Raw genomic sequence first — 13,248 nt, 5'->3', positions numbered from 1 at the left:
TGGTGGTCACGCTGCTGGCGCTCCTTGAGATGTGCCGCATGGGCAGGGTGCGCATAGAGCAGGAGGAGCTCTTCGCCGATGTCAAGGTCCTTGCCGAGCCGGCGGCCTGAGGCCGGGGAGCCCCTCTCCGTGCTGGCGGCCCAGATCGAGGCCGTCCTCTTCCTGGCGTCCTCGCCCGTGTCCGAGGCGGAGTTGCGCGGGGTCTTTGAGGTGTCCGGCACGGAGCTGGCGCGGGCCATCGAGGAGCTGGAAGAACACCTCAAGAGCGGGCACGGTCTGGTTTTGAAGGCCATGGCCGGAGGATGGGTCCTGGGAACGAACCCTCATTTCGCAGAGGTCCTGTCGCGCTTTCGGGACACTGCCCAGAGGGGCCGTGTCCGCCTGAGCCGCGCGGCGGTTGAGACGGCCGCGATCATCGCCTACAATCAACCGGTCACGCGGAGCGAGGTCGAGGAGCTGCGCGGCGGCTTCCGCTCCGAGCGGGTCATCGAAACGCTCCTGGGGCACGAGCTCATCCGCATCGCGGGGCGTAAGAAGGCCAGCGGTTCCCCCCTGCTCTACAGGACCACGCCGAGGTTTCTCGAGGTCTTCGGCCTGGAGGCGATCGCGGACCTGCCGAGCCTGGAGGAGCTGGGCGAACTGGGCGCGGGCCCCCTGGACGACGGAGCCCGGGGCGGAGAGGACGACGTGGGGGATGGAGGTGAGGAGGACGAGGCTTAACGCATTTCTCGCCGCCTGCGGCGTCGCCTCGCGCCGGCGGGCGGAGGAGATCATTCGCGCCGGGCGCGTGCAGGTGGGGGACAGGATCGTCTTGGCCCCTTTCTTTCAGGTCGATCCCAAGGTGGATGAGGTGACCTGCGATGGCCGGACCCTGCGGGCAACGGAGCTCGTGTACGTGGTCATGAACAAGCCGGCGGGCGTGGTGTGCGCCGTAAGTGACAAGTACGACCCCGTGGTGGTCGACCTGCTTCCGGAGGCCGTGAAGTCGCACCGGGTCTATCCCGCGGGGCGGCTGGACCGGGAGAGCGAGGGGCTCCTGATCCTTACGAACGACGGCGCCCTCACCCAGGAGGTCATGCATCCCTCGAAGGGGCTTCACAAGGAGTACGAGGCGCTCTTGAACGTCCCCATCAACGAGCGTCAACTCGCGCGGTGGCGCGGAGGATTCGAGATCGAGGGGCGAAGAGCCGTCCCGATCTCCGTGACCCTCATGAACCGAGAGCCGCAGGGGCGGTGGGTGTCCGTCGTCATCGGCGAGGGGCTCAAGCGGGAGGTTCGCGTGATGGCGAATCTGGCGGGCTTTTCGGTGGAGCGCCTGATCCGGAGGCGGCTGGGAAAGATGGTCCTTGAAAAACTTCGTCCGGGCGAGTTTGCGGATTTGTCTTTTTCCGAACTGTACACTAAAATATTCAAGGGTGGAGCAGTATAACCTGCATGCAAGGGGGACGAGTTCGTGAGTGAGGTAGACGAACGTTCAAAAGAACTAATCAAGACGCGCATTATCAGTAAGCTGAAGGACATCAAGTCCTTCCCCCAGTTTGTGTTGGAAACGCTGCGTAAGCTGAACGATCCCACAAGCAACGCGTCGGATGTCGCCCAGAGCCTGTCCAGGGATGAGGGGTTGGTGCTGAGGGTGCTGAAGCTGGCGAACTCGGCCGCCTACGGCATGAGCCGCAACATCTCCAACATCTCGGAGGCGATCGCCCTTCTGGGGTACAAGAACGTCAGCAACATCGTCCTTGCCGCGACGGTCTACTCCGTTATGGACAAGGGCCTGTCGGGCTACGCGCTGGACCGGGGCGAACTGTGGCGCCATTCCCTGACGGTGGCCTACGCGTCGCGCTACATCGCCCAGGTGACGGGCAAGGTTCAGACCGAGGACGCCTACGTCGGCGGCCTCCTTCACGACATCGGCAAGGTGGTGCTGAACGACTACGTCCGCTTTGGCTACGGGCTCATCGTGAAGATGGTCGAGGAGGAACACGTCCCGTTCCCTGAGGCGGAGTTCCGCGTGCTGGGGTTCGATCACGCCATGGTGGGCGCCCTTCTGACCGAGCGTTGGGACCTGCCCGAGGCGTATCAGATGGCGGTGGCCTATCACCACAAGCCCAACGAGCTTCCGGAGGACAAGCTGCAGTATCAGCCGATCCTGGACGTCGTCAGCGTGGCGAACTCCATCTGCCTGATGCTTGGGATCGGACTTGGGGCGGACGGTCTTCAGACCTACATGTTCCCAGAGCCCCTGGAGCGCCTCGGGATAACGAACTTCGAGGACCTGATGGCGGATCTGGTGGACTTCGCGGGGCGCATCGCCCAGGAGATGGTGGACATGAAGGGCCTGTAGGGAGGACGCCCCTTGACCTACGTCCTGACGATCGACGGTCCGGCTGGCGCGGGCAAGAGCTCCACGGCGCGGAGGCTGGCCCGTCGCCTTGGCGTTCGTTACCTTGACACCGGCGCCATCTATCGCGCTGTGGCGTTCCTGCTGGACGAAGCGGGGATTCAACCCTCCGAGGAGGACGCGGTCCGGCGTGCGCTGGCCGGCGCCCGCGTCGAGCTGCGCGACGAGGGAGTTCTGCTCAACGGGCTGGACGTCAGCCGAAAGATCCGCACGCCGCACATCGACCGGGTCGTCTCGGCCTATTCGGCGTTACCCTGCGTGCGTTCTGCGCTCCTTGGGCTGCAGCGCGACCAGGCAAAGTACGGCTCCCTGGTGGTGGAGGGGCGCGACGCGGGAAGCGTGGTCTTCCCCGATGCGCCCTTGAAGTTTTTTCTGACGGCCTCGCCTGAGGCGCGCGCCAGGCGCCGCTGCCTTGAGCGGGAGGCGAAGGGGGAGGACGTCTCCTATGAGGAGACACTTGCTGCGATCCGGGAGCGGGACTGCTTCGACAGCAGCCGGGAAACGGCTCCTCTGAGGCAGCCTGAAGGGGCCGTCCTGCTGGACACGTCGGATATGAGCGAGGATGAAGTGGTGGAATACTTCGAGGACCTTGTCCGCGATGCCGTGCGAAGGGGGGACGTGGAGGAATGAAGCCGAACCCGGTCTTTTATGCGATCGTCAGCAGCCTGCTCCGCATGGCACTTCGGGTGTACAACCGGTGTTCCGTGCGCTGGGAGGAGCCGCTGGACCCCAACGAGAGGATGATCGTCGCCTGCAACCACACGAGCAACCTGGACCCTGTGGTCGTGGGGTGTTTTTTCAAGCGGCAGCTGCGCTACTTCGCCAAGGAGGAGCTGTTTCGGTCCTGGTTTTTGGGAACCGCCATCCGCGCCCTTGGCGCCGTGCCCGTCTCCCGCTCGGACAACGCCTCGGCGGCGGGTGCCCTGCGGGGGTTCATGAAGCTCTATCGGGACGGCAGCGACGTCCTGATCTTTCCGGAGGGAGGCCGTTCCCCTGACGGCAGGCTGAAGCCGCTCGAGGGCGGCGTGGCCCTGATCGCCGCCCATGAGAGGGCGCCCATTCTGCCGGTATTCATCCACGGCGCCTACGAGGCCATGCCCACCGGCGCGCATTTCATCAAGCCCCACAAGATCACGATAACGTTTGCGAAGCCGCTGCGCTTCCCCGAGGAGGTCTACGCCAGAAAGGACGGGAGGGACGTCATCATGCAGCGGCTGACGGACGTCATGAAGTCGCTTGAGTCGCAGGCGTCCTGAACGCTGTGAGAGCCGGAGCGGCGCCATCGTGGCGGCCCTCTCGCTCCCGGATCAGAGGGAGGGCCCGGAGGAACGCCTTGCGGAGCTCTCCCTTCTCCTTGCCTCGCTGGGCATTGAAACGCTGGGCTCCGCGGCCCAGGGCAGGGGGGAACCAAGCCCCGCCACCCTGGTGGGGCGCGGCAAGGCGGAGGAGCTGAGGCTCTTCTGCAGCTCCCAGCGGGCGCGCTACCTCGTGTTCGACGAAGCTCTTTCCCCCGTGCAGAGGGCCAATCTGGAGGCCCTGACGAAGGTGACGGTGTGGGACCGTCCCTTCGTCATCATGAAGATCTTTGAGCGGCGCGCGTTGACGGCGGAGGCGCGCCTCCAGGTCCAGATGGCCATGGCGCGCTATGAGATACCTCACCTGAAGGGGCTGGGGCTGCAGATGTCCAGGACCGGAGGAGGCATCGGGACGCGGGGCCCCGGCGAAACGGAGTTCGAGCGCCACCGCCGGCGGCTGGAGCGTCAGGTGCGCGACATCGCAAAAAAGCTGGAGAACGTCCGCAGGCAGCGGCGTCTTGTGCGGGACAGGCGCCGAAAGCGCGGGCTCCCCACCGTTTCGCTGGTGGGGTACACGAACAGCGGCAAATCGACCCTCCTGCGCGCCCTTTCGGGCGACGGGACCATCGTCGCGCAGGACCGCCTCTTCTCCACCCTGGACACGTCGGTGCGCCGCATCCCGCTGCCGGGGGGCGGCGCCTTCCTCCTGTCGGACACGGTGGGCTTCATCCGCAGCCTTCCGCCGGAGCTGGTGGCGGCGTTCCGCGCCACGCTCGAGGAAATTCAGGAGGCGGAGCTCCTCCTGCTGGTCCTGGATGCGTCCGACGCCAGGGCGATGGAGACCTATCAGGTCATCGTCGACACCCTCCTGGCGATTCGCTGTCACGAGCTGCCCCGCTTCCTGGTGCTCAACAAGCTGGACGCGGTTCAGCGGACGGAGGCGGAGGTGCTGGCGGCGGCGCTGGAGAACGCGGGGGAGAACGTCGTGAGGGTCAGCGCCCTTCGCGGTGACGGGCTCCTGGAATTGCGGCAGGAGATCGAGCGCTTCCTGACGGAGAGAAACCCCTGGTTCACCCGTCCCTCCGGCTTCCAGGGAGCGCTGTGACAGACGTTGGGGGAGGGCTTTCATGTTCTTGAGCATGACCGGATTCGGGCGCGCCTCGCGGGATTTCCCCTGGGGATCGGTAACGTTTGAGCTGACATCGGTGAATCATCGATATCAGGACTTTTCGACGCGGCTCCCCAGGGAGTTTGCGTCCATGGAGTGGCGCTTCCTCTCCATCCTGCGCGCTGCGCTGAACCGCGGGAAGGTCCGCCTCTCCGCGGAGGTCGCCTGGGCTCCAGGGGCGCGCACGCCGACGTTGGACGAGGAGGGGCTGCTCCAGTTCTTCCGGCGGGTGCAGTCCCTGGCCCGCGGGCAGGGGCTGACGGCTCCTGCGGACCTGACGCCGTTCCTCGTCCTGCCGGGGATCTGCGAGCTGGGCGGTGCGGCTGCCGCCGGGGTCCAGGAGGCCCCTGAGGTGTGGGACGACCTGTTGCGTGCCGCGCTGGATTCCCTCATGGAGATGAAGAGGACGGAAGGGGAGAAGATGCGCGCCGTCGTCGCTGCGGACCTGGAGGCCTTCGAGGACATCGTCCGAGGCCTTGAGGAGCGCTGGCGGACCGCCGCTGCGGCGGCCCTGGAGTCCCTGAGGACGAGGATAGAGCGCGTGGCGGAGCACTTTGAGCTTGAGGTGGATGAAGCCCGGGTCGCTCAGGAGGTATCCCTTCTCTCCGATCGCTGGGACGTTTCCGAGGAGCTGGCCCGCCTGGCGGCCCACGTCGAGCGGTTTCAGGAGACGATGGACGGAAGGGACCTGGCAGGGCGTCGTCTGGACTTCCTGATCCAGGAGATGAACCGGGAGGTCAACACCATGGGCTCCAAGGTGGCGGACGCGGAGTTCCGTTGGGGGGTCGTCGAGGCGAAGTCCTGCCTCGAACGCATCCGTGAGCAGATTCAAAACGTCGAGTAGGGGGGCCTGAGCATGAGGCGGGGAAAGCTCTTCATCCTGTCCGGGCCGAGCGGCGTCGGCAAGGGAACGCTTCGTGAGCGCGCCCTGAAGGACGTGGAGGGCCTGATCTACTCCATTTCCTGCACGACCCGCAGCCCACGGCCGGGGGAGCGGGACGGCATTGAATATCGCTTCGTTTCCGAAGCGGACTTCAAACGCAGGGTGCAGGAGGGGCTGTTCCTGGAGCACGCCCGCGTACACGACGCGTACTACGGGACGCTGCGCGCGGACGTGGAGCGCGAGCTGGACGCGGGGAACGACGTGCTGCTTGAGATCGACGTCCAGGGAGCGAAGCAGGTCCGCAGCCGCTTGCCGGACGCGGTTTCCATCTTCGTGGCGCCCCCCTCCCTGGGGGAGCTGGAGCGGCGCCTGCGGAATCGTCAGACGGAGAGCGACGACGAGCTGAGGCACCGCCTGGCGAACGCTGCGCTGGAGATGGAGCAGAAGGGGGCTTACGACCGGATTCTGGTTAACGACGACCTCGACGACGCCTCGGCCGAGCTGCGGAGGCTGATCCTGAGCTATCGGGAGTGAGCGGCGGCGGTCCGATGCCGTCTTGCAAGCTCAAGCTTATAGATGATTTTTTAGAAGGGGACTCTTCCCCGGAACCTGGAGTGAAAAGATGAAGTTCTACGACCTTGAGGGCCTGGCACAGAAGTGCGGGACGGATAACAAGTACGAGATTACGGTGAGCATCGCGGCGAGGGCGCGCTGGCTTGGCGAGCACAAGACCATCGAGAACGATCTGATGACGAACGAGCGCTACCTCTCCATGGCGCTTCTGGAGGTGGAGAAGGGGAACGGCATCCCCGCGCCAGGGGACCCGTCGATTTTGTCGCAGTCCGACGAACGATGACCTCCTGGAAGAGGGGCCGGAGGGTACTGCTCGGCGTCACAGGGGGCATCGCCGCCTACAAGATACCGGAGCTGGTGCGGCGCCTGCGGAGGGAGGACTGCGAGGTGGAGGTCATCATGACGTGCGCCGCGGAGCGCTTCGTCAGCCCCCTCGTGCTCGCTACCCTCTCCGGCCGGCGCGTCTGGCGTCAGGAGGACCTTCTGTCGGAGGAGTGCGGTGCCTCCATCCCCCACATCCGTCTGGCGGAGTGGGCGGAGGCGGTGGCCATCGTCCCCTGTACGGCGGACGCGGCGTCGGACCTCGCGCACGGCCGCGGGGAGGGACTGCTGGCCGCGGCGCTTCTGGCGGCTACGGCACCCGTGCTGGTCTTCCCGGCCATGAACGCCCACATGTACAGGAACGCTGCGGTGCAGGAGAACCTCTCGACCCTGGCCCGGCGCGGGGTGCGGGTGGTTGAGCCGTCGGCTGGGGCCCTCGCCTGTGGGGAGGAGGGGCCCGGACGGATGCCCGAACCCGTCGAGATCGCGGAGGAGATATTCCGCGCGCTGGCCCCCGTCCACGACCTGCAGGGCGTTCACGTCCTGGTCACCGCCGGGCCGACCCACGAGTACCTGGACCCGGTGCGCTTCATTTCCAACCCCAGTACGGGGCGCATGGGCCTGGCGATGGCTCGCGCCGCCTGGCATCGGGGCGCGGAGGTGCGGGTGATCCTTGGCCCCGTCGATCCGACGCCCTGCTCCCTGTATGGGCTTGAGGTGACGCGCGTCGTGTCCGCCCTCGAAATGCGGGATGCGGTCATGGCAAACCTCGATTGGGCCAAGTTGATCGTCAAGGCTGCTGCCGTAGGGGACTACCGCGCAAGGGAGCGGCAGCCGCACAAGATGAAGCGCGAGGGGCGCGAGGCGCTGTCCCTCGACCTGGTGCAGAACCCCGACATCGCGGCGGAGGTGGGGGCGAACAAGAGGCCGGATCAGGTCCTGATCGGCTTTGCGGCGGAGACCGACGACATCCGAAAGAACGCCCGCGCGAAGATGGAGCGGAAGGGGCTGAACTTCATCCTGGCCAACGACGTCCTGGCCCCCGGCAGCGGCTTTGCCTCGGAGACGAACGCGCTGCGCCTGATCGCGCCGGACGGCGAGGAGCTCCTCTCCGGGAGGAAGGAGGACGTCGCCGACGCCGTCTGGAGCTCTCTGGCGGGGCGGCTGCAGCTCTAAAAAAGTGTCCTCACAGCTCATCGAGGTCGTCATCCCTGGCCCCTGGTGGAACGCCTTGACCTACGAGGCGCCCTTTGTGCCCGAACCCGGCTCCCGCGTCAGGGTCCCGGTGGGCCGGGGGGAGCGCATCGGGTTCGCGGCGGGCCCCGCGCGGGAGAGGCCGGAGGCCGTGCTGCGCAGCGTCCGGGAGGTGCTGGACGAGAGGAGCCCCCTGGGCGCGGAGCTGTGGGAGCTGATGTGCTGGGTGGGACGGACCTTTCTCTGCGGGACGGGCATGGTCTTGAAGACGGCCTGTCCCGCGAAGTTTTTGGAGGGGGCGCCGCTTGACGTTCCCCCCGGCGGGGAGCGGGAGGGGCGCGCCGAAGGGGACGCCTTTAGTGAGGAGCACTGCTTTGCCCCTTGGGATGAGGCGCGCGCGGCCTTTTACCGAGCTGCGTTGGAACGGCCGTGCCGGACGCTGGTCCTCTTCTCCGAGGCGGCGACGGCGCGGCGTTTCTTTGCGTCGCTCCCGGCCCACCTGAAGGCCGAAGCCGTGCTCTGGCCCTCCTCCGGGGGCAAGAAGCTCTGGGAGGTGTGGAGAGAGGTCCGGGCGGGGAACGCGCGCATCGTGGTGGCGCCTCCGGGCGGGGTCTACGCCCCGATGGCCCCCGGACAGATCGTGGTGGACGAGGAGGCGAGCCCCGCCTACGTCCCTCAACGGGCCCCCCGCGTTTCGGCCCGGAGCGTCGCGGGGCGGCGCGCGTCCCTGTTGGGTGCGCGCCTGATCCTGGGCGGCCGTATGCCGTCGTCCAAGACCTTCCTGCGCGCCCACCCCGTCTGCGAGGTCCTGCCGAACCGCGACCGAATGGTCTTCGCGGACATCCGGCGCTCCCTGAAGGGGAGGGAGCGGGGCGTGGAGGGGGACCTGCCCCTGACCGTTTCGCTCCTGGACCGAACGCGGAGGGAACTGGAGAGGGGGCGGCACGTCCTCTGGATGCTGGATCGAAGGGGGGAGGCGGCCGAGGTCTTTTGCGTGGAGTGTGGACACTCGCCCCGCTGCCCCCGCTGCGGCGGCGTGATGCGCAGCGAGTCCTCAGGGCAGGCGCTGCGCTGCATTCACTGCGGCCGGAGAGAGCCCCTTCCCGAACGCTGTCCGGACTGCAGGGGGGGCCTCTGGTCGGGGCGGCGTCCTGGACTTGAGGCGTTGGCCTCCATGGCCGGCAGGCTGATGCCGGAATACCCCGTCCTCCTCCATGAGGGGGGAAAGATCAAGGCTCTGGAGGTTCCATCCCTCCTCCTGGGGACCCGGGGCGCGCTGGCGCTCTGCGACCGGTTGGACGTGGGGCTTGCCGCGTGGCTGGACCTGGACGCGGAGTTGCGCCGGCCGGAGTATGGCGCGCGGTTTCAGGCGTTCAGCATGGTGTGGGAGTCCTACTGGCGCGGCCGCCGCGACGGAGATGAGCCCGCGGGACGGACGGTGCTGATCCAGGGCCGCCGCTTCGGCGCGGAGTGGCGCGCGATCCTCTCTGGGGGCTGGGAGCGCTTCTGGCGCGGCGAGCTGGCGCTCCGCTCGGAGCTGGCCCTGCCGCCCGTCGGGCTGATGATCCAGATCGATCTGCCGGAGGGAGAGGACCGTGCCGAGGCCTGCCGCGCCCTGGAGGAGGCGGGGCTTTTCGTCATGGACCCAGGGGAACCCGGCTCTCCGCTGTGGGTGAACGCCCCCTCCTCGGAGCCCGTCGCAAGGGCCCTTGCGCCGCGCTTTGCCATCGGACGTTCAAGGCTGCATTTTCCCTCGGTGACCGTCTGGGCGGAGTGACGGCGCCCGGGGCGGCAGCGGAGAAACTGTGTGGAGGGAGGACTTGAAGGAATCGGTTGGCTGGAAAGGGAAGAACCGCATTTACTTTTGTTTTTAAGAAAGTTGCCGGACCTCTTTTATAAAGGGCGCATCTCGTGTATAATGTCCCTCGTGTTCGCTTCGCGGAGACGTGGCCGAGTGGTCGAAGGCGGGCGCTTGGAGAGCGTCTGAGCAGCAATGCTCCTAGAGTTCGAATCTCTACGTCTCCGCCATTTTTTATCCCTGTTGAGGACCGAACCCTGAAGCCCCCGTTTCAAGCGGGGGCTTTTTTCATGCAAATTTCTGGCGTCGTGGACAGCTCACGCCATGATGGGGCGCTGGCGCTCCTCGTGCCGCGGGTCCGGCGCGGGGAGCAGTGCCTCGTAGAGCGATGAGGCCCGAAACTCCATTTGCGCGGCGAAGCGCCCGACGGGGCTCCGCGCCGCGGCCAGGCGCGTGATGAAGGGCAGAGGGGAGGAGGCAGCGCGCAGGCGGAGGAGGGCCCGCCCCGTCTCGGTTGCGCCGAGGACCCGCGCGTAGGGCACGCCCAGCCGACCCGCGGCCTGCCACGACCAGCGGTCAACGCCAGCCAGCAGGCGCAGGGCCGTCCGACGGATTCGGGCCCGCGTGTAGCGTCCGGACGCGCACTGGGCCACGAAGTCCTCCATGCCGGCCGAGTTCGCCCTCCGCTTCAGGAACAGGTTCTCCATTCCCTCGTCCATCCCGTCAAAGCCTCTGAGGTCCTCCGGCTCGCTGCGGATGAGGACGGCCTGCAGCATCGGCCACAGCCCTTCGCCCGACGCGCAGAAACGCCCTTCCTCATCCGCCCGGCGGAGGAGGGACAGGGAGGTCTGCGGCACGGCGGAGGCCACCGGGGTCCCATCTTCCATGGAGCTGCTTCCCTCGCGAAGCGCCGCGCGGATGGACAGGCTGCTGGCCAGGGGGCCAGGAGCCGCGTCCCCGTGCCCTGCGCCCAGCCGCTGAATGGGGAGGGGCGTCAGGGAGCCGCCGAGTTCCTGAACGCGCAGCAGGTAGGAGATCGCCAACAGGTTGTTGGGGGAGGAGAGGAACGTCCCGCCGCCCGGCAGGAGGGATTCCAGCGCCCTGGCGGCCGCCCTGGCGTAGGATGTGCCGCGAAACAGCTCGTCCTTCAGGCGTTGCTTGAAGGAGGCGGGTTCGTGGATTAGAATGTCAAGGATGGGGCTTACGTCGCGCGTGGAGTCCTCCATGCCGAAGGCGATGTGCGTCGCAAGGCGCGTCCGCGCCAGGAGGTCCACGGCGCCCGCGCTGAAGAACGGCGCGGCGCTGACCGCGAAGACGAAGGGCAACTCGATCACCAGGTCCGCGCCGCAGGCGAGCGCCATCTTCGTGCGGGTCCACTTGTCGACGACGGCGGGTTCGCCGCGCTGCGTGAAGTTGGACGACAGCACCACGACGCAGGGAACGTCGCCGCATCGCGCAAGAGCCGCGGCCAGGTGCAGGCGGTGCCCGTTGTGCAGCGGATTGTACTCGGCGACGATGCCGATGGCTGGACCTGTGATGTCTTTCATGGTATAAGTATAAACTATAATCCTTAAGATCGCGTTTTTTCGGGGCGTCTTTGACCGGAGGGTCCCGGCGTCCCTTCCTCCGATATTTTGAAAGGCAGGTAGCGCAAAAAATGAAAATTCTCGTCATCAACTGCGGCAGTTCCTCCCTGAAGTATCAGCTCTTCGACATGGACCACGAGTCCGTTCTGGCCAAGGGGCTGGTGGAGAGGATCGGTATCGACGGCTCCCAGATCAAGCACATGAAGACGGGGTTGGAAATGCTGGTCCAGCAGACGCCCATCCCGAACCACAAGGTCGCGATCCAGCTGGTGCTGGACACGCTGCAGCGAGGTAGGCACGGCGTGCTCACCTCGCTGGACGAGCTCTCCGCCGTCGGCCACCGCGTCGTCCACGGGGGGGAGGACTTCGCGTCCTCCGTCAAGATCGACGCGAAGGTCCTGGAGGCCGTGAAGCGCTGCGTGCCCTTGGCGCCGCTGCACAACCCGGCCAACATCATGGGGATCGAGGCGGTCCTGGAGGTCCTGCCCAACGTCCCGCAGGTGGGCGTGTTCGACACCGCCTTCCACCAGACCATGCCGCAGCACGCCTTCATGTATGGCGTCCCCTACGGCTACTACGAGAAGTATAAGGTGCGCCGCTACGGCTTCCACGGCACGAGCCACTACTTCGTCGCCCGCCGCGCGGCGGAGATGCTGGGGCAGCCCATCGAGAGGCTGAAGATCATCACCTGCCACCTGGGCAACGGGAGCTCCATCACCGCGGTGGACGGCGGCAAGTCCGTCGACACCTCGATGGGCTTCACGCCGCTTGCGGGCGTCCTGATGGGCACGCGCAGCGGCGACGTGGACCCCGCGCTGCTCCCCTTCATCGCCAAGACGGAGAAGATGGGGATGGACGAGATCGACATGCTGCTCAACAAGAAGAGCGGCCTTCTGGGGATATCCGGCACCAGCAGTGACCTTCGCGACGTGGAGGATGCTGCCTTGAAGGGCGACAAGCGCGCACAGCTGGCCGTGAACATGTTGAACTACGACATCAAGAAGTTCGTCGGCGCCTATGCCGCCGCCATGGGCGGAGTGGATGTCCTCGTCTTCACGGCGGGCGTGGGAGAGAACAGCATCCCCACCCGGGCCGCGGTCTGCGAGGGGCTTGAGTTTCTGGGGATCAAGATCGATCCCGAAAAGAACGCCGTTCGCGGCAAGGAGGCGGACATCAGCGCCGCCGACTCCAGGGTGCGCGTCCTGGTGATCCCCACGAACGAGGAGCTCATGATCGCCCGCGACACGAAGCGCCTGGCCTTTTAGGGACACCCTGTGACGAGAGCCTGCGTCCGCTGCACGCCCTGTGGCGGACGCGCCGTTTGTCCGCCACTGTGGAAAGGAGGCCCTGGGACATGGCCCAAAAGAAGAACCAGCCGCTGCGCTGCCTGATCGCCCTGCCGCCCCGGGGCGACTGCGAATCCCGGACGGAGGAGAGCTGGCATCTGCCCATCGAGGAGGGGATCGACTTCGAGGGGCAGCATTTTGACGCGCCGGAGGGAGGGACGGCCCATGCCGCCGCTCAATGGCTTGAGCCCTTGCTCCTCTCCGTTTCCATCTCCGTCAGCGCGAAGGTCACGGCGCCCTGTGCGCGTTGTTTGAAGGAGACGGCCCTTGAAATATCGGACGTTTTGATGTATCTTTATTATTCGCGTGGGCTGGAATTGGGCCGGGACACGGAGCTTGCGTCCGATGACGGCTTTATGCCGGTGGAGGTCGATTACCTTGACCGCGTCTTGGACGTAGGGCCCCAGGTCGAGGAGAGCCTGTTGCTGCTCCTGCCGACGAAGGTCCTGTGCCGCGAGGACTGCGCGGGGCTGTGTCCGCGCTGTGGGGCCGACCTCAACGAGGGACGCTGTTCTTGCGTTGGGGGAGAAGGGGACCCGCGCCTTGAGGCCCTCCGCTTTTTCTCGGCGGACGAGAAGGCCTGAACCGTTCCCCTCCGGCACGGAGAAGTTTTGAGCCTTTAGAATATTATTGGTCGCTTAGGAGGTAGTAACATGGCAACACCGAAGAGAAAGACATCCCAC

The 13,248-nt window shown here is 66.4% G+C and carries 14 protein-coding genes and 1 tRNA gene; 14 read left to right on the top strand and 1 reads right to left on the bottom strand.

The genetic code is table 11. The annotated features are described in order from the left end of the window. Positions 1-78: 78 nt before the first annotated feature. From scpB to ACO41U_RS08020, 12 genes are all read left to right on the top strand, one after another. Positions 79-720 (top strand): SMC-Scp complex subunit ScpB, encoded by a 642-nt coding sequence (gene scpB, locus ACO41U_RS08075; protein ID WP_298778311.1) that lies wholly within the window; start codon positions 79-81, stop codon positions 718-720. Beyond that, the gene (locus ACO41U_RS08070) at positions 695-1,429 is read left to right on the top strand and encodes a pseudouridine synthase (protein WP_485943016.1); all 735 of its coding nucleotides are present in this window, start codon (positions 695-697) and stop codon (positions 1,427-1,429) included. The genes scpB and ACO41U_RS08070 overlap by 26 nt, the downstream gene beginning before the upstream one ends. Before the next feature lie 24 nt (positions 1,430-1,453). Next, positions 1,454-2,344 carry an HDOD domain-containing protein gene (locus ACO41U_RS08065; protein ID WP_298778315.1) on the top strand — a complete coding sequence of 297 codons (891 nt, stop codon included), beginning with the start codon at positions 1,454-1,456 and terminating at the stop codon, positions 2,342-2,344. Positions 2,345-2,356: 12 nt separating this feature from the next. Further along, entirely contained in the window at positions 2,357-3,031 is a 675-nt protein-coding gene (gene cmk / locus ACO41U_RS08060; RefSeq protein ID WP_485943014.1) for a (d)CMP kinase, read from the top strand. Next, the gene (locus ACO41U_RS08055; RefSeq protein ID WP_298778320.1) at positions 3,028-3,657 is read left to right on the top strand and encodes a lysophospholipid acyltransferase family protein; all 630 of its coding nucleotides are present in this window, start codon (positions 3,028-3,030) and stop codon (positions 3,655-3,657) included. The genes cmk and ACO41U_RS08055 overlap by 4 nt, the downstream gene beginning before the upstream one ends. Beyond that, a complete protein-coding gene (gene hflX, locus ACO41U_RS08050; protein ID WP_485943011.1) occupies positions 3,638-4,801 on the top strand; it encodes a GTPase HflX in 1,164 nt (387 codons plus the stop codon). Before ACO41U_RS08055 ends, hflX begins: the two co-directional genes overlap by 20 nt. Before the next feature lie 22 nt (positions 4,802-4,823). Beyond that, positions 4,824-5,708 carry a YicC/YloC family endoribonuclease gene (locus ACO41U_RS08045; protein WP_485943009.1) on the top strand — a complete coding sequence of 295 codons (885 nt, stop codon included), beginning with the start codon at positions 4,824-4,826 and terminating at the stop codon, positions 5,706-5,708. Positions 5,709-5,720: 12 nt separating this feature from the next. Then, positions 5,721-6,281 carry a guanylate kinase gene (gene gmk / locus ACO41U_RS08040; RefSeq protein WP_485943007.1) on the top strand — a complete coding sequence of 187 codons (561 nt, stop codon included), beginning with the start codon at positions 5,721-5,723 and terminating at the stop codon, positions 6,279-6,281. A gap of 88 nt (positions 6,282-6,369) precedes the next feature. Further along, positions 6,370-6,603, top strand: coding sequence for a DNA-directed RNA polymerase subunit omega (locus ACO41U_RS08035; protein ID WP_298778331.1), 234 nt, complete (start codon positions 6,370-6,372; stop codon positions 6,601-6,603). Further along, entirely contained in the window at positions 6,600-7,817 is a 1,218-nt protein-coding gene (gene coaBC / locus ACO41U_RS08030) for a bifunctional phosphopantothenoylcysteine decarboxylase/phosphopantothenate--cysteine ligase CoaBC (protein ID WP_485943005.1), read from the top strand. The genes ACO41U_RS08035 and coaBC overlap by 4 nt, the downstream gene beginning before the upstream one ends. 4 nt (positions 7,818-7,821) lie before the next feature. Further along, positions 7,822-9,612, top strand: a complete 1,791-nt coding sequence (locus tag ACO41U_RS08025; protein WP_485943003.1) for a primosomal protein N' family DNA-binding protein — start codon at positions 7,822-7,824, stop codon at positions 9,610-9,612. Between the two features lie 163 nt (positions 9,613-9,775). Next, positions 9,776-9,863, top strand: a tRNA-Ser gene (locus tag ACO41U_RS08020). Between the two features lie 87 nt (positions 9,864-9,950). On the opposite strand, the gene ACO41U_RS08015 is transcribed toward ACO41U_RS08020, so the two are convergent. Then, complete coding sequence (locus tag ACO41U_RS08015; RefSeq protein WP_485943001.1) at positions 9,951-11,180, bottom strand: tRNA(Met) cytidine acetate ligase; 1,230 nt, start codon at positions 11,178-11,180, stop codon at positions 9,951-9,953. Positions 11,181-11,290: 110 nt separating this feature from the next. Between ACO41U_RS08015 and ACO41U_RS08010 the strand changes: the two genes are divergently transcribed. Both ACO41U_RS08010 and ACO41U_RS08005 read left to right on the top strand, forming a co-directional pair. Then, positions 11,291-12,484: an acetate/propionate family kinase gene (locus tag ACO41U_RS08010; RefSeq protein WP_485942999.1), complete on the top strand. Its 1,194-nt coding sequence runs from the start codon at positions 11,291-11,293 to the stop codon at positions 12,482-12,484. A gap of 89 nt (positions 12,485-12,573) precedes the next feature. Further along, on the top strand, positions 12,574-13,149 hold the full coding sequence (locus ACO41U_RS08005) for a DUF177 domain-containing protein (protein ID WP_485942997.1): 576 nt from the start codon (positions 12,574-12,576) through the stop codon (positions 13,147-13,149). Positions 13,150-13,248 lie beyond the last annotated feature (99 nt).

The sequence above is a fragment of the Fretibacterium sp. genome (genome assembly GCF_057312375.1).
This window is presented reverse-complemented; position numbering and strand designations above follow the sequence as displayed.